Genomic DNA, 22,801 nt, shown 5'->3' on the forward strand with positions numbered 1-22,801 from the left:
TTATTTAAAGCGGTAAGTAATGCGTCCACGAGTAAGATCGTACGGAGATAATTCTACCGTAACTTTATCGCCTGGCAAAATGCGGATGTAATGCATTCTAATTTTACCAGATACGTGAGCTAATACTATGTGACCATTTTCAAGTTCGACTTTAAACATTGCATTGGGCAAAGTTTCAACGACAACTCCTTCGATCTCAATGACATCGTCTTTCGCCACGCCTGCTAACCTCCTAACATTCTGTTGAGCTGATTAATCTCATGTCTTGGCAATTTTTACTCTAACTGCTAGATTATACCATAGCAAGTATCTATTGAAAAGAAATTTACGATTAACTTCAAATGACATTTGCGACTATTCTATAATCTTTTGGATTTCAGTAAACAACATGTCGATGCCGATTTCGCCATCCACATTGTGCAACAATCCTTTTTCGCTGTAAAATGCAATGATTGGTTGAGACTGTTCAAGATTAATCTGAATGCGATTTTCTACGGTTTCAGGTTTATCATCTTCGCGTTGATAGAATTCGTGTCCGCCACAACGATCGCACGTTCCTTCTACTTTAGGAGGATTGTTTGTTTTGTGGTAAGTCGCTCCGCAAGAGCGGCAAATGATTCTACCCGTTAGACGTTGCATCAAAACCTCAGGGTTCACATCAATGTTAATAACAGCATCGATTTTTTTGTCGAGTTCATTCATGATAGCTTCAAGTGCTTTTGCTTGTACGAGGGTTCTTGGAAAACCATCCAACAAAAAGCCTTTTTCAGTATCAGATTCTGCTAATCTCTCTTTAACGATTCCGTTTGTAACTTCATCTGGAACAAGTTCGCCTTTATCCATATATGATTTTGCTTCCAGGCCCAAAGCTGTCTCATTTTTCATAGCAGCTCGGAACATGTCCCCTGTAGAGATATGCGGAATATTGTATTTCGCGATGATCTTTTCAGCCTGTGTTCCTTTTCCAGCACCGGGAAGACCCATAATAATTAGGTTCATCATTTTACTGCCTCCTAAAGATGTAAGCATATGTGACGAGGAAATCACTTTCCCCCTCACAAACTTACTATTGAATAAATCCTTGGTAATTACGTTTAACCATTCGACCTTCAATTTGTCTTGCCGTTTCCAATGCAGTACCAACTACAATCAGAAGACTTGTACCGCCAAGGGCGAGCGAGTCCGGCAAATCCCACAAACCTGAGGCAATGATTGGCAATAGCGCAATCAGTCCAAGAAATAGCGCGCCGACCGTACTTAATCGCATAATCATACCGGAAATGTAATCTTCTGTCCCTTTACCCGGGCGTACACTTGGAATATAGCCGCCTTGCTTTTGCAAGTTCTCTGCCATTTTTTCAGGGTTAATCTGAATGAAGGCATAGAAGTAAGTGAAGACAACGATCAATACCGTATAGATTGTTGCACCGATGGGTTCACGGTAATTAAAGATGGTTGACAAAATTTGATACCAGCTGGCTTCACTTTGACTTGCCGCGAAAAATCCAAGGATCGTCTGCGGTGTCATCATGAAAGAACTGGCAAAGATTACTGGAATGACTCCAGCTGAATTGATTTTCAAAGGCAAATGCGCGGATTGATTCGAACCGGAAGCACGCTTGGAATATTGAATGGGGATTTTACGTTCAGCTTGTTGAACGTACACAACGAGTATGACCACCAATAATATTGCTATCAATAGCGCGACCGAGAACAAAATATTGTTCATCAAATCGGATCCTGCATCCACAAAACGATCATTATAGTAAGTGTAAAGATCTGAAGGGATTCTTGCGATGATACCAGAGAAAATGATCAATGAGGTTCCGTTTCCGATCCCATGCATTGAAATCGATTCTCCGATAAAAACAACAAGCATCGAACCTGCCGTCATCACTAACGCGATGATCATATAAGTTGTCATCCCCGGATCATTTACCAGCCCAAATGCTGAGAGTTGGTTGAAACCGATCGATAGACCGACAGACTGTACAAATGCTAAAATGACTGTCAAATATCTTGTTACTTGATTTAATTTTCTTCTACCTACTTCACCCTGTTTAGACCATTCCACGAATTTGGGAACAATATCCATTTGTAACAATTGAACAACAATAGAAGAAGTGATGTATGGCGAGACACCCATAGCGAAAATGGAATACTGACTCAGTGCTCCACCTCCGAATGTGTCCAACAGACTGAACAAGCCCGTCGATGCCAAGTTTGCGATGGCACCCGCATCAACACCCGGTACAGTAATATGTGTTCCGAGACGGAACACAATCAGCATACCTAGAGTAAAAAAGATTCTATTTCTAATGTCCTTCGCCTGAAATGCATTTTTCAGAAGAGCAAACATTAGATCACCTCAACAGTCCCACCTGCAGCTTCGATAGCTTTTTGTGCTGCTTCGGAGAATTTATTAGCTTTAACTGTCAGTTTTTTCTCAACGCTTCCGTTGCCTAAAACTTTGATGCCTGATTTTTCATCTTTGACAATACCAGTTTCAACTAATAAAGCTGGAGTAACTTCTGTACCATCTTCGAAACGGTTTAAGATTTCTAAGTTGATGACAGCATATTCCTTACGGTTGATGTTCGTGAATCCACGTTTTGGAAGACGACGGAACAATGGAGTTTGTCCACCCTCGAATCCAAGTCTCACACCGCCGCCTGAACGGGCTTTTTGGCCTTTATGTCCACGACCGGATGTTTTACCATTACCGGATGAAGATCCGCGACCGACACGGTTACGTTCTTTACGTGAGCCTTCAGCAGGTTTTAATTCATGAAGTTTCATAGTAACTTGGCACCTCCTTCAATCTGATATTTATTATTTAACTTCTTCTGATGTTACTAAGTGGCTTACTGTGTTAATCATGCCCAAGATAGCTGGGTTAGCTGGTTTCACAACAGTTTTGCCGATTTTGGACAATCCCAAAGCCTTGCAAGTATCTTTTTGGTTTTGAGGACGTCCGATCAAGCTGCGTGTTAAAGTGATCTTTACTTCTGCCATGATGTAGTCCTCCTTATCCTAGTAATTCTTCAACTGATTTGCCGCGTAATTTCGCAACATCTTCAGCATTTTTCAATTGTTTCAAGCCATCGATTGTAGCACGTACCATATTGATAGGTGTGTTAGAACCAAGGGACTTGCTTGTGATATCAGCGATACCAGCTAATTCAACAACGGCACGGACTGGTCCGCCTGCGGATACTCCGGAACCGGATTTAGCAGGTTTCAACATTACGTTACCGCCACAGAAAGTTCCGATAACTTGGTGTGGGATTGTTGATTCAGACATTGGAACTTCAATAAGGCTCTTTTTAGCAGATTCGATAGCTTTACGAATAGCTTCTGGAACCTCGGCTGCTTTACCAGTACCGAATCCTACATGTCCGTTTCTGTCTCCTACAACAACTAAAGCAGCAAAGCGCAGACGACGTCCACCTTTAACAACTTTTGTTACACGATTGATTGCAACAACGCGATCTTCTAATTCAATATGAGCTGGGTCAACATAAACCATGTGTGGTTATCCTCCTTTTCCTAGAAATCTAGTCCATTTTCGCGGGCAGCTTCAGCCAAAGCCTGCACACGACCATGGTACAGATAGCCACCACGGTCAAAGACTACTTTTTTGATACCTTTAGCAACAGAACGTTCAGCAATTAGTTTTCCAACTGCAGCAGCAGCTTCAGTTTTAGTACCGCTTGCGATTTCTGATTCTTTTGTAGAGGCACTTGCTAGCGTCACACCCGCTACGTCATCAATTAATTGAGCGTAGATGTTTTTGTTGGAACGAAAAACGTTCAAGCGTGGGCACTCTGCAGTACCAGAGATTTTTCTTCTTACGCGTGCGTGTCTAGCTTGGCGCACTTTGTTTTTATCTGGTTTAGTAATCACAATTGTCACCTCTTTAATTTAATTTTGTTGGGTCGTTCAGGAAGCAAGTAATAATAGCGGACTATTATTTACCTGTCTTACCTTCTTTACGACGGATAATTTCGTTAACGTATTTGATCCCTTTACCTTTGTAAGGCTCTGGTGGGCGTACGCCGCGGATGTTGGCTGCCAAAGCGCCAACTTTAGCTTTATCGTAACCTTTAACGATAATTTTAGTGTTAGATGGTACTTCCACTTCAATACCGTCTTCAGGTGTGAATTCCACTGGATGAGAATATCCTACGTTCAATACAAGTTTTTTACCTTGTAATTGAGCACGGTACCCAACCCCTACTAAGTCCAATTCTTTCATGAATCCTTCAGATACACCTACAACCATGTTGTTCAACAACGCGCGTGTAGTACCATGAATGGATTTAGTGAATTTCTCTTCGTTAGGACGAGTGAAAGTAACAGTGTTTCCTTCGATATTGATACCGATCATTTCATTAAATGTGCTAGTTAATTCGCCTTTAGGGCCTTTAACCGTAACAGTGTTACCTTGTTGAGTAACGGTTACGCCAGCTGGGATTTCGATTGCTTTATTACCAATACGACTCACAGGGCTGCACCTCCTTATTTTCTCTTATTTTTTTAAATTACCAAACGTAAGCTAATACTTCGCCGCCGATGTTTTTCGCTCTTGCTTCTTTGTCGGTGATAACACCTTCAGAAGTAGACACGATTGCGATTCCTAAACCATTCAATACTTTAGGGATGTCGCCAGTTTTAGCGTATACACGCAAACCTGGTTTTGAAATACGTTTCAAACCAGTGATGACGCGTTCGTTGTTTGGACCATATTTTAAGAATACACGGATAACACCTTGTTTGTCGTCTGAAGTGTAATCAAAGTTTTTGATGAAACCTTCAGCCTTAAGAATGTTAGCGATCTCTAATTTTGTCTTTGATGCAGGCACTTCTAAAGATTCGTGACGTACCATGTTGGCATTACGAATACGAGTTAAGAAATCTGCGATTGGATCTGTCATGACCATTTACATTATACCTCCTTTTGCGAGTATGGTTAAATTACCAGCTAGCCTTTTTCACGCCGGGAATTTGTCCTTTATAGGCAAGTTCACGGAAGCAAATACGGCAAAGTTTGAATTTGCGATAAACTGAATGTGGACGTCCGCAACGTTCACAACGAGAGTAAGCTTGAGTAGAATGTTTTGCGGGACGCTTGTTTTTAGCAATCATGGATTTTTTAGCCAATTATTATTCGCCTCCTTAGCTTATTTTTGGAATGGCATTCCAAGTTGAGTCAATAATTCTCTTGATTCTTCGTCAGTGTTAGCTGTAGTTACGATAACGATATCCATACCACGCACTTTGTCGACTCTATCATAGTCAACTTCTGGGAAAATCAATTGTTCTTTGATACCTAAAGTATAGTTTCCACGACCATCAAAAGATTTTTTGCTGATCCCACGGAAGTCACGTACACGTGGTAATGAAACTGTTACTAGTTTATCCAAGAAGTCGTACATTCTTTCGCCACGTAGAGTAACTTTAGTGCCGATAGGCATACCTTCACGTAAACGGAATGCTGCGATTGATTTTTTAGCTAACGTGATGACTGGTTTTTGACCAGAGATCAAAGTTAATTCTTCAACTGCTTTATCCAAGTTTTTTGTATTTGAAACAGCATCACCCACACCCATGTTGATGACAATTTTGTCAATTTTTGGTGCTTGCATGATTGAAGTGTATTCAAATTTTTCCATCAATGATGGAACGATTTCTTTTGTATATCTTTCTTTTAAACGGTTCATTTAGAATATCCTCCTTCCTCTAATAATTAATCAATGATTTCGCCGGTTTTTTTGGAAACGCGGACTTTTTTGCCATCTACGACTTTAGATCCTACGCGAGTAGGTTCGCCAGTTTTAGCATCAATTAACATAATGTTAGAAACATGGATAGGTGCTGCTTCTTCAAGAATTCCACCTGTTGGGTTTGTTTGGGAAGCTTTGCGATGTTTCTTGACAATATTAATGCCTTCGACAATAACACGATCTTTTTTAGGGAAAGTTTTAAGGATGACTCCTTCTTTACCTTTATCTTTTCCAGTAATGACTTTAACTTTATCACCAGTTTTTACGTGCATGCTTTGTTGCACCTCCTTCATTTATGACAGTTGATTACAATACTTCTGGAGCTAGTGAAACGATCTTCATGTAGTTGTTGTCACGCAATTCACGTGCAACTGGTCCAAAGATACGTGTTCCACGAGGGCTCTTGTCGTCACGAATGATTACACAAGCATTTTCGTCAAATTTGATGTAAGAACCATCTTTACGGTGTGCGCCGTGTTTCGTACGAACGATAACAGCTTTAACTACATCACCTTTTTTGACAACACCACCGGGTGTAGCTTGTTTTACTGTGCAGACGATTGTATCACCAATTCCTGCGAATTTGCGGTTTGAACCACCTAAAACTTTGATAGTTAACACTTCTTTAGCGCCTGAATTGTCGGCAACTCTTAAGCGGGATTCTGTTTGTATCACGTCAGTATCCTCCTTCCGGATATAAAAATATTTATTTGTCTGATTAGATGATTACTGATTCTTCAACAACTTCCAGTAAACGGAAGTTTTTAGTAGCAGATAGAGGACGAGTCTCCATAATTCTAACTACATCTCCCATTTTTGCTTGGTTGTTTTCATCATGTGCTTTGTACTTTTTAGAGTACTTAACGCGTTTGCCGTAAGTTGGATGTGTTTTTGTTGTAGATACTTCTACAACGATTGTTTTATCCATTTTATCGGAAACAACAACACCTTGGTAGACTTTACGTTGGTTACGTTGTTCAGTCATTTCGTTGTGACCTCCTTTGCTGATCTACTATTTTTGCAATTCTTGTTGTCGCAATACAGTTTTAATACGTGCAATTGATTTGCGTACTTCTTTCAAGCGGGCAGTATTTTCTAACTGGCCGGTTGCAAGTTGGAATCGTAGATTGAATAATTCATCTTTGAATTGTTTTTCTTTTTCAATCATTTCAGCAGTGGATAACTCTTTAAGTTCATTAGCCTTCATTCGATTCACCACCAATTTCTTTACGTTTTACAATTTTTGTTTTAACTGGCAATTTGTGAGATGCAAGACGTAGAGCTTCGCGTGCCACTTCTTCAGGAACACCTGCTACTTCGAACATGATTTTGCCGCGTTTAACTGGAGATACCCAACCTTCAGGAGCCCCTTTACCAGAACCCATACGGACTCCGATAGCTTTGGATGTATATGATTTGTGAGGGAATATTTTGATCCAAACTTTCCCACCACGTTTCATGTAACGAGTCATAGCGATACGAGCTGCTTCGATCTGACGGTTTGTGATCCAATGAGAGTCAACAGCTTGCAAACCATATTCACCGAATACTACTTCTTTTCCGCCTTTAGCTTCTCCGCGCATTTTTCCACGGAACTCACGACGGTGTTTTACACGTTTAGGTACTAACATTGGTTATTTCCCTCCTTTCTCAGTTGTTTTTTTTGCTGGTAAAACTTCACCACGGTAAATCCAAACTTTAACACCTAATTTACCATAAGTTGTATCTGCTTCTTCCCAAGCGTAGTCAATGTCCGCACGCAATGTATGCAATGGAACAGTTCCTTCAGAATGAGTTTCAGCACGAGCGATATCTGCACCATTCAAACGACCAGAAACCATAGTTTTGATCCCTTTAGCGCCAGATCTCATTGTACGTTGGATAGCTTGTTTTTGAGCACGACGGAAAGCTACACGGTTTTCCAACTGTTTAGCGATACCTTCAGCAACCAATTTAGCGTCCAAATCTGGTCTTTTGATTTCCACGATGTTGATGTGTACTTTTTTACCAGTCAGTTCATTTAACTCTTTACGAGTTTTTTCAACTTCAGAACCGCCTTTACCGATTACCATACCAGGTTTGGCAGTATGAATAGAAACGTTTACGCGGTTAGCGCCACGTTCGATTTCGATTTTAGAAACAGAAGCTTCGCTTAAGTTCTTTTCGATATATTTACGGATACGTAAATCTTCATGTAAGAAAGCTGCGAAATCTTTTTCAGCGTACCATTTAGCATCCCAATCACGGATGATGCCGACACGCAATCCTAATGGATGAATTTTTTGACCCACAGATTATCCCTCCTTCTTTTCTGATACCACGATTGTGATGTGGCTAGTACGTTTCAAGATTGGTGAAGCTGAACCTTTTGCACGTGGACGGAAACGTTTCATCGTTGGTCCTTCGTTAACATAGGCCTCGCTTACTACCAAGTTTTCGATATCTAAATCATAATTATGTTCTGCATTGGCAATTGCTGACATCAACACTTTTTCTACAACGGGCGAAGCGCCACGCGGTGTGAATTTCAGAATGGAGATTGCTTCTCCGATGCTCTTGCCTCTGATAAGATCCACTACTAAACGAACCTTACGAGCGGCAATGCGAACAGTTTGTGCAGATGCTTTTGCAGCTGTGATTTGTTCTGGCATGTTATTTCCTCCCCTCGTAATTAACGGCGACCTGTTTTCTTGTCGTCTGCGGCATGGCCACGGTATGTTCTTGTTGGAGCGAATTCTCCTAATTTGTGTCCTACCATGTCTTCTTGAATGTAAACTGGAACGTGTTTTCTTCCATCATAAACTGCAATCGTTTGACCGATGAATTGTGGGAAAATTGTAGAGCGGCGAGACCAAGTTTTGATTACTTGTTTCTTTTCGCTAGCTAGAGCAGCTTCAACTTTCTTAATTAAATGTTCATCGACAAAAGGTCCTTTTTTCAAACTACGACCCATGGTGAAGCCTCCTTTCGATTATGTGTTGCTTCAGTCAATTATTGTTGTGATAATTATTTTTTGCGTCCGCGAACGATCAGCTTGCTAGATTTAGCTTTCTTGCTACGAGTTTTGTAACCAAGAGCTGGTTTACCCCAAGGAGTAACTGGCGCTTTGCGTCCGATTGGAGATTTACCTTCACCACCACCGTGTGGGTGATCGTTCGGGTTCATTACAGAACCGCGGACTGTAGGGCGTTTACCCAACCAACGGTTACGTCCTGCTTTACCGATGTTGATCAATTCGTGTTGTTCGTTACCTACTGAACCGATTGTTGCACGGCAAGTTGAAAGGATTAAACGTACTTCGCTTGAGTTCAAACGAACTAATGTATATTTACCTTCTTGTCCAAGTACTTGAGCACTTGTACCGGCTGAACGGATCAATTGACCGCCTTTGCCTGGTTTTGTTTCGATGTTGTGGATAACAGTACCGACCGGGATTTTTGCCAATGGCATTGCGTTTCCGATTTTGATATCAGATCCTACTCCAGATTCGATTTGTTGGCCTACTTCGATGCCTTTAGGGGCAATAATGTAAGTTTTGATTCCATCAACATATTGGATCAATGCGATGTTTGCGGTGCGGTTTGGATCGTACTCAACAGCTTTGACGATACCAATAACTCCATCTTTATTACGTTTGAAGTCGATCACACGGTAAGCACGTTTGTGTCCACCAGCTTGATGACGAACGGTAATTTTACCTTGGTTGTTACGACCGGCTTTTCTTTTGATTGGTTCGATCAAAGATTTCTCAGGTGTTGTTTTTGTGATCTCTGCGAAATCAGAACCAGTCATATTACGACGGCCGTTTGTGGTAGGTTTGTATTTCTTAATCGCCACGTTTTTTCCCCTCCTATTTGATTATTTCAAAAGATTAATTTTCGAATAATTCGATTGTTTTAGAATTTTCAGTCAAAGTGATGATTGCTTTACGGCGTTTTTTTGTATAGCCTTTGTATTTACCCATACGTTTAAGTTTGCCGCGAACATTCATGATGTTTACGTTTTTAACATCTACACCGAACAATGATTCGATAGATTGTTTAACCAATGTTTTGTTAGCACGTACATCTACTTCAAAGGTATATTTCTTTTCATCCATTGCAAGCATAGAAGCTTCCGTGATGATTGGGCGTTTGATAACGTCTGTTGCTTCCATTATATAAGAGCCTCCTCTACCTTAGAAAGAGCAGCTTGTGTCAAGACTAATTTGTTGTTTGAAACAACATCCAATACGTTGATTCCTGTTTCGTTAACGACTGTTACACCAGGAAGGTTACGTGCTGATAATGCTGCAAAATCGTTGTCGTTTTCTACAACAACCAATACTTTCGTATCAACGTTAAGGTTTTTCAACACATTTGCAAATTCTTTTGTTTTTGGTGCATCGAAGTTCAATGTTTCAACTACGATCAAGTCTCCTTCAGCAACTTTCGTTGAAAGAACTGATTTGATAGCTAAGCGACGAACTTTCTTGTTTAATTTATAGCTGTAAGAACGAGGTGTTGGTCCAAAGACAACTCCGCCGCCAACCCATTGTGGTGAACGGATTGAACCTTGACGTGCACGGCCTGTTCCTTTTTGTTTCCATGGTTTACGACCACCACCGCTGACAGCGCTGCGGTTTTTCACTGCGTGAGTTCCTTGTCTTAATGAAGCGCGTTGCATGATGATTGCATCGTATACAACGTTTTCGTTAGGCTCGATCCCAAAGATTTCTTCATTCAAAGTTACTTCACCGTTTTGTGTTCCATCTTGTTTAAATAAGGCTACGTTTGGCATTTTTCTCGTTCCTCCTCTCTTTTATATTATTTGTTTGCAGCTTTGCGGGCTACTTTGATTTCGATTAATGATTTTTTAGAACCAGGTACGTTCCCTTTGATCAGGATTACGTTTTTCTCAACGTCAACCATAACGACTTCAAGGTTTTGGATAGTAACACGATCGTTACCCATACGTCCTGCTAATTTTTTGCCTTTGAATACGCGGGATGGGAATGAAGCAGCACCCATTGAACCCGGACGACGATGGTAACGAGATCCGTGGGCCATTGGTCCGCGGCTTTGTCCGTGACGTTTGATTACGCCTTGGAAGCCATGTCCTTTAGTGGTACCAGTAACATCAACAATGTCGCCGGCTGCAAAGATATCAACTTTGATTTCTTTTCCTACTTCGTATTCTCCTAGCTCAACATTGTTAAATTCACGAATGAAGCGCTTAGGAGCAGTTTTTGCTTTTGCTGCATGACCCTTAGCAGGTTTGTTTGACAATACTTCACGCATTTCTTGGTAGCCTAGTTGTACCGCTTCGTAGCCGTCTGTTTCGTTAGTTTTAACTTGTAAAACAACGTTTGGAGTAGCTTCGATAACTGTAACTGGTACTAACTCACCGTTTGCAGTAAAGAATTGAGTCATTCCTACTTTTTTGCCTAAGATTCCTTTGGTCATGGTAACACCTCCGTTTGTTTTTTATATGATAGGTTTGATTATAATTTGATTTCGATGTCTACGCCGCTTGGTAAATCAAGCTTCATCAGAGCGTCGACAGTTTTTGTTGTTGGGTTGATGATGTCGATCAGACGTTTGTGTGTAAGCATTTCGAACTGCTCACGAGAATCTTTGTACTTGTGAGTAGCACGGATCACTGTGTATAGTGATCTTTCAGTCGGCAATGGAATCGGACCAGAAACGGTAGCTCCCGTTCTTTTTGCTGTTTCCACGATTTTATCCGCTGATTGATCAAGAGCACGGTGTTCATATGCTTTTAAACGAATACGTATTTTTTGTTTTGCCATGTTGTTCCCTCCTTCGTCAGATGTAATTCATAAGACTAGCTCCACGAAAATTCCCCGGCACACCCGCCGTGACAAAGCGACCGGGTGTGTCGCAACCTCTCGTCTCTTAGCTGCGGTTCCCGATTGTACGGTAACCAATACATTATTCATAACCATGAATGCCGTACCAATATATTATACATAATCGCATTAAGCAAAGCAAGTCTTTTCTGAAAATAATAATAAAATTAGTGCCGATTTTTTCAAAATCTTCTGCTCTTGCTCTCAGAATACTTTTTTGCCCTTTCACTATTATACAGAAACCGATCGGGATAGCAAACAATTTGAATTTCTGCCCCGCAACTGTTACCGCGCCTTTTTTTATCGCGGACTGCTTTTCTCGGATTATCAGAGCCCTTTATATTTATATAGAAGAAACACAATTTTTTCGGGAGGCTCATGCAAGAATAATATTTTGTTGCAGCAGCCAGTTCATGTCAGTTTGCTTTTTTGCCACTTACATCTTTTTTACTTTTTTCATGCAGCTACAGCCCTTATCCGATGAGAGTCCGCACACCAATTGCGAAACAGAGATACATTCTTTTTCATAAAGCATTTCGGTACCTTCCCGTGTCAATTAATATCACAATGCCCGTCATCATTTAGATGATTTTCTTTTGTTCAGCGTGTACAGTTAACAACATCACAAGCAGCTGGTCACTCGTCAGATGCCAGCGGAAGGAGATTATCAATGGAGAATATAAATTACGCTGACACAACTTTCGTATTCCTTGCAACAATCTTGGTTTTATTAATGACACCAGCGCTTTCCCTATTTTATGGAGGGATGGTACGGAAAAAAAATATCCTCAGCACAACGATGCATAGCTATGTAGCCATTGCCGTAGTATCTATCCAATGGATTCTCTTCGGTTATTCATTTGTTTTCGGTGGTTACGGACCGTTGATCGGTGATGGTTCTTTCGCCCTACTCAACAACGTTAGTTTTGCACCGATCGACTATGCACCCACGATTCCCCACCAACTATTTTTGATGTTCCAATTGGCATTTGCTGTCATCACGCCGGCTTTGATATCTGGAAGTATCGCGGAACGCATGAAGTTCCCCGCCTTCTTAGCGTTCATCCTGTTATGGACGACATTCGTCTATGATCCTATCGCTCATTGGATCTGGGGAAATGGCGGTTGGATCCGCGAATTGGATGCACTTGATTTTGCAGGCGGCAGTGTCATACACATTAGTTCAGGCGTATCGGCTTTGGTGGCAGCCATCTACATCGGCAAACGAAGCAACCATGATTCGATCAAGCCACATAATATTCCGATGACAATGATTGGTGCCGGTCTTCTTCTATTCGGTTGGTACGGTTTCAACGCTGGAAGCGCAATGGCAATCAACGACATCGCCTTGAATGCCTTCATCGCAACGAACACCTCCGCAGCAGCTGCAGGTCTAAGTTGGATGTTCTGCGAATGGTTGATCCACAAGAAGCCGACAGCGCTCGGATTTGTAAGCGGAATTGTAGCAGGGCTCGTTTCCATCACTCCTGGTGCAGGTTTCGTCAGTCCGTTCGCTTCCCTTATGATCGGATTGATCGGCGGTATCGTTTGTTTCTACGGTGTCACCGTTCTGAAGAAAAAATTTGCTTATGATGATGCGCTTGATGCCTTCGGTTGCCACGGTATCGGCGGAATCTGGGGCGGGATTGCGACAGGAATCTTCGCAACAAGTTCAATCAACCCTGCTATCGAAGGCGGCTTATTGGACGGAAATATTAGACTTTTGGTTGCAGAAGTAATCAGCATCCTTGCGGTAGTTACATATGCCGGTATTGTATCTTATCTCTTATTAAAACTGATCAGCCAATTCATGCAACTACGCGTTTCTGCACAAGAGGAAGAAATCGGATTGGACTATGCCATACATGGAGAAACTGCTTACGGCAGCATCGCTGTAGCATTAAGTGAACCGAACCATTCGAATTCCGATGGATCTGTCGTACTGGGCGAATTGAGAACGGCCTTCCAAAAATTTCAGGAGCGCTCTTTCACAGGTAACGGTCCCGAACTGGCTTTCGAAAACTCGAATCCAGAAGACTTGAATCAATCGGTAGTTGTGGAGTACCAAGCATCTGGAACTACAACAGCCAGCAGTGGCGCGCATAATAAAATCACCAAAATTGAAATCATCACGAACGAAAGCAAATTCGAAGGTCTGAAAAAAGCCCTCAATAACATCGGCATCACTGGCATGACAGTTTTCGACGTATTCGGCTATGGTATGCAAAAAGGCCATTCAACTTATTACCGAGGCGTCGAGACCGAAGCCGATCTGCTGCCGAAAATTCTTGTCGAAGTTGTCGTCAGCACCGTGCCAGTCCACGAGGTAGTAGCTGCTGCCAGAAAAGCATTGTACACAGGCAACATCGGAGATGGGAAAATATTCATCTATAATGTAGAAAATGTCATCCGAGTCAGCACAGGCGACGAGGGCAAGAAAGCTTTGGAATATCCAACCGAATAAGTCCAAATAAAAGAAGATCATCCGGAGTCGCATCCGATGATCTTCTTTTGTCTTGTAGCAGTCCCGGTTCACGTCAATATCCATTTGTCTGAATAAAAAAAATCCCAAGAGCAGAAGCTCTCGGGTTTTTTTTAATCACATTAAATTTTATTTTGAAATAAAATTATTTAGAGATTGAAGCTACAACGCCAGCGCCTACAGTACGGCCGCCTTCACGAATAGAGAACTTAGTTCCTTCTTCGATAGCGATTGGGTGGATCAGTTCAACTTCCATAGTAACGTTATCGCCAGGCATTACCATTTCAACGCCTTCTGGTAAGTTACATACGCCTGTAACGTCAGTTGTACGGAAGTAGAATTGTGGACGGTAGTTTGTGAAGAATGGAGTGTGACGTCCGCCTTCTTCTTTTGAAAGTACATAAACTTCAGCAGAGAAAGTTGTATGTGGAGTGATTGTACCTGGTTTAGCCAATACTTGACCACGTTGGATTTGATCACGTGTAACACCACGCAACAAAGCTCCTACGTTATCGCCAGCTTCAGCGTAATCCAATAATTTACGGAACATTTCAACACCGGTAACAACTGTTTTCTTAGTTTCTTCAGCAATACCAACGATTTCAACTTCGTCACCAACGCGGACTTGTCCACGCTCAACACGGCCTGTAGCAACAGTACCACGTCCAGTGATTGAGAATACGTCCTCGATAGGCATCATGAATGGTTTGTCAGTGTCACGAGTTGGAGTTGGGATGTACTCGTCAACAGCTGCCATCAATTCCAAGATTTTTTCTTCGTAAGACTCGTCGCCTTCCAAAGCTCTCAAAGCTGAACCAGCGATTACAGGAACATCGTCACCAGGGAAATCGTATTCTGTTAACAGGTCACGAACTTCCATTTCAACTAATTCCAATAACTCTTCATCGTCAACCATGTCGACTTTGTTCAAGAATACTACGATGTAAGGAACACCAACTTGACGAGACAACAAGATGTGCTCGCGAGTTTGTGGCATTGGGCCATCAGCAGCAGAAACTACTAAGATAGCGCCGTCCATTTGTGCAGCACCAGTGATCATGTTTTTAACATAATCCGCGTGACCTGGGCAGTCTACGTGAGCGTAGTGACGAGTTTCAGTTTGGTATTCAACGTGAGAAGTGTTGATTGTGATACCACGTTCTCTTTCTTCTGGAGCGTTGTCGATTGCAGCATAGTTAGATGCTTCAGCGAACCCTTTTTTAGCTAAAACTGTTGTGATAGCTGCTGTTAATGTTGTTTTACCATGGTCAACGTGTCCGATTGTACCAACGTTTACATGGGGTTTTGAACGGTCGAATTTTACTTTTGCCATTTTAAATCATTTCCTCCTCATATTAAGTGCTTATAATTTGTCTAGACTCTAAACGTCTATCGTATAAAGTATACCGATTTGTGCTCGAAAAAGCAATATACAAGCTAAGCAACAGCGAGATTACTCTTCGCTATTTTTTCCGCTCTTCTTGATGATATCTTCTTGAACAGCTTTAGGAACAGCTTCGTAATGATCGAATGTCATTGAGAATGTTCCACGGCCTTGTGTAGAAGAACGTAGAGTTGTAGCATATCCAAACATTTCTGATAATGGAATGCTGCTCTTAACGATTTGTGCATTTCCGCGTGCTTCAGTACCTTCGATACGTCCACGACGAGAACTTACGTGTCCCATTACATCTCCTAGATAATCATCAGGAACTGTAATTTCTACAGCCATCATTGGCTCAAGGATTGCAGGGTCAGCTTTTTTAGCTGCGTTACGCAAAGCAAGTGAAGCAGCAACTTTAAATGCTGTTTCAGATGAATCGACATCATGGTAAGAACCATCATACAATTTAGCTTTAACGTCAACTAAAGGATAACCAGCCAATACACCATTTTCCATTGCGTCTTTCAAACCAGCTTCAACTGCAGGGATGTATTCACGAGGAACAACCCCACCGACGATAGCATTTTCGAACTCAAAGCCTTTTCCTTCTTCATTAGGAGTAAATTCAACCCAGACGTGACCGAATTGACCTTTACCACCTGATTGGCGAACGAATTTACCTTCAGCTTGAACGGACTGACGGAATGTTTCACGGTAAGATACTTGAGGAGCACCTACTGTAGCTTCAACTTTGAACTCACGTTTCATACGGTCAACGATGATGTCCAAGTGCAACTCACCCATACCAGCGATGATCGTTTGACCAGTCTCTGGGTTAGTGGAAGCACGGAAAGTAGGATCTTCTTCAGAAAGTTTCTGTAACGCGATACCCATTTTATCTTGGTCAGCTTTTGATTTAGGCTCAATAGCAACTTCGATAACTGGTTCCGGGAATACCATGGATTCAAGGATTACTTGTTTCTTTTCATCACACAAAGTATCTCCTGTAGTCGTATCTTTCAAACCAACTGCAGCAGCGATATCTCCAGCAAATACTTCTGGGATTTCGTTACGGTGGTTAGCATGCATCTGTAGGATACGGCCTACACGTTCGCGTTTGCCTTTAGTGGCATTCTGAACGTAAGAACCACTTTGTAGAGTACCAGCGTATACGCGGAAGAATGTCAGACGGCCCACAAACGGGTCAGTCATAACTTTAAATGCTAAAGCTGCAAATGGCGCTTCGTCGCTTGCAGGGACAGCGATTGGTTCTTCAGTGTCTACGTCAGTACCTGTGATGGCAGCAACATCCAATGGTGATGGAAGGTAATCAATAACTGCATCAAGCAATAATTGAACACCTTTATTTTTGAAAGCAGAACCACAAAGCATCGGGAAAAATTCTACATTACATGTAGCAGTACGAATACCTTGTTTCAATTCTTCTTTCGTAATTTCTTCACCATCAAGATATTTTTCCATCAAGGCTTCATCAGTTTCAGCAACAGCTTCAACTAATTTAGTATGCCATTCTTCAGCTACTTCAAGATATTCCGCAGGGATATCTTCTTCATGGTATTCAGTACCTTCATCGTTGTCATAGATTTCAGCCTTCATTTCGACTAAATCGATGATACCTTTGAATGTATCTTCAGAACCAATCGGCAATTGAATTGGATGCGCATTAGCATTCAGACGATCATGGAGCGTTCCTAAAGAGTATAAGAAATCTGCACCCATTTTGTCCATTTTGTTAGCGAAAATGATACGAGGAACGCCATAAGTTGTAGCTTGACGCCAAACTGTTTCAGTCTGAGGTTCTACACCTGATTGCGCATCAAGTAAAGCGACAGCGCCATCCAATACACGTAGGGAACGCTCAACTTCGATAGTGAAGTCCACGTGTCCAGGAGTATCGATGATGTTTACGCGATACCCTTTCCATTGTGCAGTAGTAGCAGCTGAAGTGATGGTAATACCACGTTCTTGTTCTTGTTCCATCCAGTCCATTTGTGAAGCACCTTCGTGGGTTTCACCGATCTTATGGATTTTACCGGTATAGTACAAAATACGTTCAGTTGCCGTTGTTTTACCAGCGTCAATATGAGCCATGATACCGATATTTCTCGTATTATGTAGAGAAAATTCTCTTTGTGCCATCTTATTTCAACACCTCTCTCTTTTAAAAGTAATTGCAAGTCCATTTTATTGGAAAAATGGTGACTTACACAACCATAAAGCAAATTTCTTGCAAGAAAAAATTCTTGCAAGAAAATTTTACCAACGGTAGTGAGCGAAAGCTTTGTTAGCTTCTGCCATTTTATGTGTATCTTCACGCTTCTTGACTGAAGCACCAGAGTTGTTGGCAGCATCCATAATTTCTTTAGCCAGACGCTCTTCCATGGTATCTTCACCGCGTAGACGAGAGTAGTTTACCAACCAACGCAAGCCTAAAGCCATACGACGATCTGGACGTACTTCGATAGGAACTTGGTAGTTAGAACCCCCTACACGACGTGCTTTTACTTCTAAAACAGGCATGATGTTTTTCATAGCTTGTTCGAAAACTTCCAACGGATCGTTTCCTGTAGATTCTTTAATCATTTCAAATGCGTTATATAAGATGGTAGCAGCTTTACCACGTTTTCCATCAACCATGATACGGTTGATCAAACGAGTCACCAATTTAGAATTGTAAATCGGATCTGGCATTACTTCACGTTTTGTAACTGGACCTTTACGAGGCATTCAAATTCCTCCTTCCTTAACTTTTCTATTTATAGGTTTGATGTTTAATTATTTTTTCTTAGGTCTCTTAGCACCGTATTTAGAACGGCTTTGCATACGGTTGTTTACACCGGCTGTATCAAGAGCTCCACGAACGATATGATAACGTACCCCTGGCAAGTCTTTTACACGTCCGCCACGGATCAGCACCACGCTGTGTTCTTGTAGGTTATGTCCGATACCAGGAATGTAAGCTGTAACTTCTAACAAGTTAGACAAACGTACACGAGCGTACTTACGTAACGCTGAGTTAGGTTTTTTCGGAGTCATTGTACCCACACGCGTACAAACACCACGTTTTTGAGGTGAGTTTGTATTTGTTTGTGATTTTTTGAAGCTATTGTAACCTTTTCCTAAAGCAGGAGATTTTGATTTTTCAATAGCAGATTGGCGCGGTTTACGCACTAGTTGATTAATTGTAGGCATTGATTTTCCTCCTTCCTCGATGGGATAGCTAGGTCCACACATCCAGGTGGTTCCTTTTTAGTTAAAAAAATAAATAAATCGAAATTTTCGACTTACTATTCTTTCTGTGACTATCATACACCAGTCAGCACGACTGAAAGATATGTTCAGGGATCTGTGTACAAAAATCACCTTTTGAATCATACCACGTATATTTCTGACCGTCAACAGTTTGTCTTGTTTTATTTTCAATATTTCCCGTTTTTTTTCATTTAAAAGGGCTACCGCAAATTGCGGCAGCCCCTCACATTCAAGTTAAATCTCTAGATTTCTCATCGTGGGGAACAGCAGAACGTCACGGATTGATTGACTATCCGTCAACATCATCACGAATCTGTCGATGCCGATACCCAAGCCGCCTGTCGGAGGCATACCGTATTCCAAAGCCTCTATGAAGTCTTCATCCACACCATGTGCTTCGTCATTTCCTTGCTCTTTCTCCATCGCTTGCGCTTCGAAACGTTCTCTTTGATCGATCGGATCCGTAAGCTCGGTAAAGGCGTTTCCGTATTCCTTGCCCATAATGAAGATTTCAAAACGGTCCGTAAAGCGCGGATCTTCTTCATTTTTGCGTGCCAATGGCGAAATCGCCAACGGGTGTCCATAGATGAATGTCGGCTGAACCAATGTATCTTCCACAAACGCTTCGAAAAATTCATTGATGATATGCCCTACCGTCATGTTCTTAGTGAAAGGCACATTGTGTTTTTCCGCCAAAGCTTGCGCTTCTGCATCCGTCATCGGTGCCCAGAAATCGACGCCTGTAACGGCTTTGACTGCGTCAACCATGTGGATGCGCGGGTATGGGCCGGCCAAGTAGATTTCGGTGCCGTCATAGACTACTGTTGAAGAGCCTTTGACTTTTGTTGTAACCGTCTCGAAGATGCCTTCGACCACTTCCATCACATCGTGGAAGTCCGTATAGGCTGTATACATTTCCAACATCGTGAATTCCGGATTGTGGGTTGTATCGATTCCTTCGTTACGGAATACACGACCGATTTCATAAACCTTTTCCATGCCGCCGATCACAAGGCGCTTCAGATGCAACTCCAACGCGATGCGCATGTACAATTCCATGTCCAATGCATTATGGTGCGTGATGAACGGTCTTGCGGTAGCCCCACCTGCCATGTTATGCAATGTCGGTGTTTCGACTTCCAAATAACCCAGCCCGTTCAAGTAAGTTCTGATTTCGCTGATAATCTGGCTACGTTGCACGAACTTATTGAAGCTCTCTTTGTTGCTGATCAAGTCAAGATAACGTTGACGATATTTCTGTTCAACATTCGTCAAGCCGTGATATTTGTCAGGCAACGGACGCAATGCTTTCGTCAAATGCACAAGTTGCGTCGGTTTGATGGTGACTTCACCGGCATCAGTTTTCATGATCGGGCCAGTTACGCCAATAATGTCCCCAAGATCCGCTTGCTTAAAGATCGCATAATCCTCTTCCCCAACCACGTCTTTGCGCACGTAAATCTGAATTTGGCCTTTACTGTCCTGCAAGTGAGCAAAGCCAACCTTCCCTTTTCCGCGTTTTGTCATGATTCTGCCGGCTACTGAAACGATGGTCTCATCTTTTGCTTCGATTTCCTCTTTCGTAAAAGCATCGAACTCTTGATGGATTGTTGCAGATAAATGTGTTCTTACAAAACCATTTTGAAAGGGTTCAATTCCTTCTTCGCGTAAAGCCTGCATCTTTTCACGGCGAATCAGCAACTGGTCATTCATTTCTTCTGAATGTTTTTCTTGACTCAATGAGGTCACTCCGTTCTTAAATCTTCTTGATTCATAATCTTCTTAATATTGCCAATAAAAGAGTGAAAAATCAAGCCGTCTTAGCTATTTATTTCGATTTTTTCGAATGTACGCGCTTCTTTTGAACCTTCGCGTTCCTCTACTTCGAAAATGAAGCGATCCAACAAGTCAACTACTTCTTGTTGTCTGGATGCTGATGTGACTGCAGCTTTTGTTTTTGAAGCACGCGGAATGCCTTTCAAGTAATAAGCCGCGATGCTACGGAACTCTTTGACAGCTACGGTTTCGCCCTTAAGATCGGTCAATCTGTCCAAATGCAGTTTTGCAATTTCCAATTTCTCGCGCGGGGTCGATTGCGGCAACATTTCTCCAGTTTCCAGATAATGGACTGTCTGTTTGATCATCCAAGGGTTGCTCAAGGCAGCGCGGCCTATCATAACACCATCCACGCCCGTTTCGTCCATCATCCGTTTCGCATCCTCAGGTGACTTCACATCTCCGTTCCCCAATAACGGGATACGCTTCAAAGCCTGTTTAACGTCCTTGAAGATGTTCCAGTCGGCGTGTCCTTCATACATCTGTACACGCGTGCGTCCATGCATCGCAACCGCGGCTGCACCAGCGCGTTCTGCCGCCAAAGCATTCTCCACTGCAAAAAGATGATCGGAATCCCAACCCGTCCGCATTTTCACGGTAACCGGCTTTTCCACGGCATCCACGACAGCGGAAACCATTTCATAGACTTTGCCCGGATCCAACAACCACTTGGCTCCTGCTTCCGCCTTGATCACTTTACTGACGGGACAGCCCATGTTGATGTCGATGATGGCTGCTTCCGTGTTTTCTGCCACGTATTTTGCCGCTTCAACCAAGGTATCCTTATTGCCACCCATGATTTGGACACTCAGCGGATATTCGTTAGGCTCGATGTGCAGCATCCGTAAGGTCTTCTCATTGCGGAATTGAATCCCTTTGTCGCTTATCATCTCGCAGACAACCAAGCCCGCGCCCATTTCTTTAACCGTGACACGGAAGGCCGCGTTGCTGATCCCGGCCATAGGTGCCACTGCAACGGGGTTATTGATTTCAATATTACCGATTTTATACATTTTTTACTCCCTTTTTTACTTATTTATGTTGATTCCATCCATTTTTTGGATGCTAAAAAACTCTTGGACCATTCTATCATCTTACAATCCGTAAGAAAAGAAAAATATCTTATCCAATTATGTATGGTGACTCGCCGATAAGAAAAAAGGACAAGCCATCCGATCGGCCTGCCCTTCTTTTTCCATCTATTATTCTACGCTGAACAGAGGCGTGGACAGGTAGCGTTCTCCGTTATCCGGTGCCACCGTCACGACAGATTTGCCTTTGCCTAAACGGATGGCCACTTCAATCGCACCAGCGATGGCAGCTCCGCCTGAAATCCCCACCAAAACGCCTTCTTCCCGCGCAACGCGTCGAGCCATTTCGAAAGCTTGTTCATTGGAGACTTGGACAATACCGTTGTACAGTGTCGTATCCAATACAGACGGGATGAATCCGGCTCCGATACCTTGTATTTTATGCGGGCCTTTCGGCTTTCCGCTCAACACAGCCGAATCGGTAGGCTCCAATGCATATATCTCCACATTGGGATTGACTTTGCGCAAAGCCTTGCCGACTCCTGTAACGGTTCCCCCCGTTCCCACTCCGGCAATAAAAGCATCCGGCGTCTTGCCTTCAAAAGCCTCGATGATTTCCGGACCTGTGATGGCTTCATGCACAGCAGGATTGGCTGAGTTATCAAACTGCATCGGCATAAAGTGTTCCGGTTGCATTGCGATTTCCCTTGCTCTTGCAATCGAACCATTCATTCCTTCCGCTCCTGGCGTCAGAACCAATTCTGCGCCGTATGCTGCCAACAGTAAACGTCTTTCCATGCTCATCGTATCCGGCATCACAAAAATGGCTTTGTAGCCTTTCGCAGCAGCCAACATGGCCAAACCCACTCCTGTATTTCCGCTTGTCGGCTCAACGATTGTATAACCGGGTTTCAGAAGTCCTTCTTCTTCAGCCACTTCAATCATATTCAGAGCGATGCGATCTTTCACGCTTCCGCCCGCGTTGAAAGACTCCAACTTGACGTAAACATCAGCCACACCCTCAGGCACAACTTTATTCAGTTTGATTATCGGTGTTTCCCCGATCAAACTCGCAATTGAAGAGACTATTTTTACCATGTCGATTCCTCCAGCTAAGATAAATTTTACTGATCACTTCCATCAAACGAACAGATTAGT

The 22,801-nt window shown here is 42.5% G+C and carries 32 protein-coding genes; 1 reads left to right on the plus strand and 31 read right to left on the minus strand.

Annotated elements, in window-relative coordinates; translation table 11 throughout:
• From infA to rpsJ, 24 genes are all read right to left on the minus strand, one after another.
• Positions 1 to 219 carry a translation initiation factor IF-1 gene (infA, locus tag TES5_RS01355; RefSeq protein WP_068558953.1) on the minus strand — a complete coding sequence of 73 codons (219 nt, stop codon included), beginning with the start codon at positions 217 to 219 and terminating at the stop codon, positions 1 to 3.
• A gap of 135 nt (positions 220 to 354) precedes the next feature.
• Positions 355 to 999 (minus strand): adenylate kinase, encoded by a 645-nt coding sequence (locus TES5_RS01360; protein WP_068559351.1) that lies wholly within the window; start codon positions 997 to 999, stop codon positions 355 to 357.
• 67 nt (positions 1,000 to 1,066) lie between these two features.
• Complete coding sequence (gene secY / locus TES5_RS01365) at positions 1,067 to 2,359, minus strand: preprotein translocase subunit SecY (RefSeq protein ID WP_068558956.1); 1,293 nt, start codon at positions 2,357 to 2,359, stop codon at positions 1,067 to 1,069.
• On the minus strand, positions 2,359 to 2,799 hold the full coding sequence (gene rplO, locus TES5_RS01370; protein WP_068558958.1) for a 50S ribosomal protein L15: 441 nt from the start codon (positions 2,797 to 2,799) through the stop codon (positions 2,359 to 2,361). The genes secY and rplO overlap by 1 nt, the downstream gene beginning before the upstream one ends.
• A gap of 33 nt (positions 2,800 to 2,832) precedes the next feature.
• Complete coding sequence (gene rpmD / locus TES5_RS01375; RefSeq protein WP_068558960.1) at positions 2,833 to 3,015, minus strand: 50S ribosomal protein L30; 183 nt, start codon at positions 3,013 to 3,015, stop codon at positions 2,833 to 2,835.
• 13 nt (positions 3,016 to 3,028) lie between these two features.
• Positions 3,029 to 3,529 carry a 30S ribosomal protein S5 gene (gene rpsE / locus TES5_RS01380; RefSeq protein ID WP_068558962.1) on the minus strand — a complete coding sequence of 167 codons (501 nt, stop codon included), beginning with the start codon at positions 3,527 to 3,529 and terminating at the stop codon, positions 3,029 to 3,031.
• Positions 3,530 to 3,549: 20 nt separating this feature from the next.
• Positions 3,550 to 3,906 (minus strand): 50S ribosomal protein L18, encoded by a 357-nt coding sequence (gene rplR, locus TES5_RS01385; protein ID WP_072763662.1) that lies wholly within the window; start codon positions 3,904 to 3,906, stop codon positions 3,550 to 3,552.
• A 64-nt stretch (positions 3,907 to 3,970) separates the two neighbouring features.
• Complete coding sequence (rplF, locus tag TES5_RS01390; protein ID WP_068558965.1) at positions 3,971 to 4,507, minus strand: 50S ribosomal protein L6; 537 nt, start codon at positions 4,505 to 4,507, stop codon at positions 3,971 to 3,973.
• Between the two features lie 37 nt (positions 4,508 to 4,544).
• Positions 4,545 to 4,943 carry a 30S ribosomal protein S8 gene (gene rpsH, locus TES5_RS01395; RefSeq protein ID WP_068558967.1) on the minus strand — a complete coding sequence of 133 codons (399 nt, stop codon included), beginning with the start codon at positions 4,941 to 4,943 and terminating at the stop codon, positions 4,545 to 4,547.
• A gap of 34 nt (positions 4,944 to 4,977) precedes the next feature.
• Positions 4,978 to 5,163, minus strand: coding sequence for a type Z 30S ribosomal protein S14 (locus TES5_RS14880; RefSeq protein WP_072763659.1), 186 nt, complete (start codon positions 5,161 to 5,163; stop codon positions 4,978 to 4,980).
• Between the two features lie 20 nt (positions 5,164 to 5,183).
• Complete coding sequence (gene rplE / locus TES5_RS01400; protein ID WP_068558969.1) at positions 5,184 to 5,723, minus strand: 50S ribosomal protein L5; 540 nt, start codon at positions 5,721 to 5,723, stop codon at positions 5,184 to 5,186.
• A gap of 26 nt (positions 5,724 to 5,749) precedes the next feature.
• On the minus strand, positions 5,750 to 6,058 hold the full coding sequence (gene rplX / locus TES5_RS01405) for a 50S ribosomal protein L24 (RefSeq protein ID WP_068558971.1): 309 nt from the start codon (positions 6,056 to 6,058) through the stop codon (positions 5,750 to 5,752).
• A gap of 34 nt (positions 6,059 to 6,092) precedes the next feature.
• The gene (gene rplN / locus TES5_RS01410) at positions 6,093 to 6,461 is read right to left on the minus strand and encodes a 50S ribosomal protein L14 (RefSeq protein WP_068558973.1); all 369 of its coding nucleotides are present in this window, start codon (positions 6,459 to 6,461) and stop codon (positions 6,093 to 6,095) included.
• Between the two features lie 43 nt (positions 6,462 to 6,504).
• Positions 6,505 to 6,771 (minus strand): 30S ribosomal protein S17, encoded by a 267-nt coding sequence (gene rpsQ / locus TES5_RS01415; protein WP_068558975.1) that lies wholly within the window; start codon positions 6,769 to 6,771, stop codon positions 6,505 to 6,507.
• A 27-nt stretch (positions 6,772 to 6,798) separates the two neighbouring features.
• A complete protein-coding gene (gene rpmC / locus TES5_RS01420; protein WP_068558977.1) occupies positions 6,799 to 6,993 on the minus strand; it encodes a 50S ribosomal protein L29 in 195 nt (64 codons plus the stop codon).
• Complete coding sequence (rplP, locus tag TES5_RS01425; protein WP_068558979.1) at positions 6,983 to 7,417, minus strand: 50S ribosomal protein L16; 435 nt, start codon at positions 7,415 to 7,417, stop codon at positions 6,983 to 6,985. Before rplP ends, rpmC begins: the two co-directional genes overlap by 11 nt.
• A 3-nt stretch (positions 7,418 to 7,420) precedes the next feature.
• Positions 7,421 to 8,077 carry a 30S ribosomal protein S3 gene (rpsC, locus tag TES5_RS01430; protein WP_068558982.1) on the minus strand — a complete coding sequence of 219 codons (657 nt, stop codon included), beginning with the start codon at positions 8,075 to 8,077 and terminating at the stop codon, positions 7,421 to 7,423.
• Positions 8,078 to 8,080: 3 nt separating this feature from the next.
• Positions 8,081 to 8,437 carry a 50S ribosomal protein L22 gene (gene rplV / locus TES5_RS01435; protein WP_068558983.1) on the minus strand — a complete coding sequence of 119 codons (357 nt, stop codon included), beginning with the start codon at positions 8,435 to 8,437 and terminating at the stop codon, positions 8,081 to 8,083.
• A gap of 20 nt (positions 8,438 to 8,457) precedes the next feature.
• Complete coding sequence (gene rpsS / locus TES5_RS01440) at positions 8,458 to 8,739, minus strand: 30S ribosomal protein S19 (protein WP_068558985.1); 282 nt, start codon at positions 8,737 to 8,739, stop codon at positions 8,458 to 8,460.
• A gap of 53 nt (positions 8,740 to 8,792) precedes the next feature.
• On the minus strand, positions 8,793 to 9,623 hold the full coding sequence (rplB, locus tag TES5_RS01445; RefSeq protein WP_068558988.1) for a 50S ribosomal protein L2: 831 nt from the start codon (positions 9,621 to 9,623) through the stop codon (positions 8,793 to 8,795).
• Between the two features lie 34 nt (positions 9,624 to 9,657).
• Positions 9,658 to 9,942: a 50S ribosomal protein L23 gene (rplW, locus tag TES5_RS01450; protein ID WP_068558989.1), complete on the minus strand. Its 285-nt coding sequence runs from the start codon at positions 9,940 to 9,942 to the stop codon at positions 9,658 to 9,660.
• A complete protein-coding gene (gene rplD, locus TES5_RS01455) occupies positions 9,942 to 10,565 on the minus strand; it encodes a 50S ribosomal protein L4 (protein ID WP_068558991.1) in 624 nt (207 codons plus the stop codon). Before rplD ends, rplW begins: the two co-directional genes overlap by 1 nt.
• A gap of 26 nt (positions 10,566 to 10,591) precedes the next feature.
• Complete coding sequence (rplC, locus tag TES5_RS01460) at positions 10,592 to 11,230, minus strand: 50S ribosomal protein L3 (RefSeq protein ID WP_068558993.1); 639 nt, start codon at positions 11,228 to 11,230, stop codon at positions 10,592 to 10,594.
• Between the two features lie 38 nt (positions 11,231 to 11,268).
• Positions 11,269 to 11,577 (minus strand): 30S ribosomal protein S10, encoded by a 309-nt coding sequence (rpsJ, locus tag TES5_RS01465; protein WP_068558995.1) that lies wholly within the window; start codon positions 11,575 to 11,577, stop codon positions 11,269 to 11,271.
• A 730-nt stretch (positions 11,578 to 12,307) separates the two neighbouring features.
• On the opposite strand from rpsJ, the gene TES5_RS01470 reads away from it, so the two are divergent.
• Positions 12,308 to 14,101 carry an ammonium transporter gene (locus TES5_RS01470; protein ID WP_068558997.1) on the plus strand — a complete coding sequence of 598 codons (1,794 nt, stop codon included), beginning with the start codon at positions 12,308 to 12,310 and terminating at the stop codon, positions 14,099 to 14,101.
• Between the two features lie 163 nt (positions 14,102 to 14,264).
• Here the strand turns inward: TES5_RS01470 and tuf are convergent, their stop codons facing one another.
• The 7 genes from tuf to cysK form a co-directional block, all read right to left on the minus strand.
• Positions 14,265 to 15,452, minus strand: coding sequence for an elongation factor Tu (gene tuf / locus TES5_RS01475; RefSeq protein ID WP_068558999.1), 1,188 nt, complete (start codon positions 15,450 to 15,452; stop codon positions 14,265 to 14,267).
• Between the two features lie 120 nt (positions 15,453 to 15,572).
• Positions 15,573 to 17,663, minus strand: a complete 2,091-nt coding sequence (gene fusA / locus TES5_RS01480) for an elongation factor G (RefSeq protein ID WP_068559000.1) — start codon at positions 17,661 to 17,663, stop codon at positions 15,573 to 15,575.
• Between the two features lie 117 nt (positions 17,664 to 17,780).
• Positions 17,781 to 18,251 carry a 30S ribosomal protein S7 gene (gene rpsG, locus TES5_RS01485; RefSeq protein WP_068559002.1) on the minus strand — a complete coding sequence of 157 codons (471 nt, stop codon included), beginning with the start codon at positions 18,249 to 18,251 and terminating at the stop codon, positions 17,781 to 17,783.
• Between the two features lie 48 nt (positions 18,252 to 18,299).
• Entirely contained in the window at positions 18,300 to 18,716 is a 417-nt protein-coding gene (gene rpsL / locus TES5_RS01490) for a 30S ribosomal protein S12 (protein ID WP_068559003.1), read from the minus strand.
• 294 nt (positions 18,717 to 19,010) lie between these two features.
• A complete protein-coding gene (gene lysS, locus TES5_RS01495; RefSeq protein ID WP_068559353.1) occupies positions 19,011 to 20,489 on the minus strand; it encodes a lysine--tRNA ligase in 1,479 nt (492 codons plus the stop codon).
• A gap of 107 nt (positions 20,490 to 20,596) precedes the next feature.
• A complete protein-coding gene (gene dusB / locus TES5_RS01500; protein WP_068559005.1) occupies positions 20,597 to 21,625 on the minus strand; it encodes a tRNA dihydrouridine synthase DusB in 1,029 nt (342 codons plus the stop codon).
• Between the two features lie 189 nt (positions 21,626 to 21,814).
• Positions 21,815 to 22,741: a cysteine synthase A gene (cysK, locus tag TES5_RS01505; RefSeq protein WP_068559007.1), complete on the minus strand. Its 927-nt coding sequence runs from the start codon at positions 22,739 to 22,741 to the stop codon at positions 21,815 to 21,817.
• Positions 22,742 to 22,801 lie beyond the last annotated feature (60 nt).

Origin of the sequence: Trichococcus sp. ES5 (genome assembly GCF_900067165.1) — a bacterium.
Taxonomy (GTDB): Bacteria; Bacillota; Bacilli; order Lactobacillales; family Aerococcaceae; genus Trichococcus; species Trichococcus flocculiformis.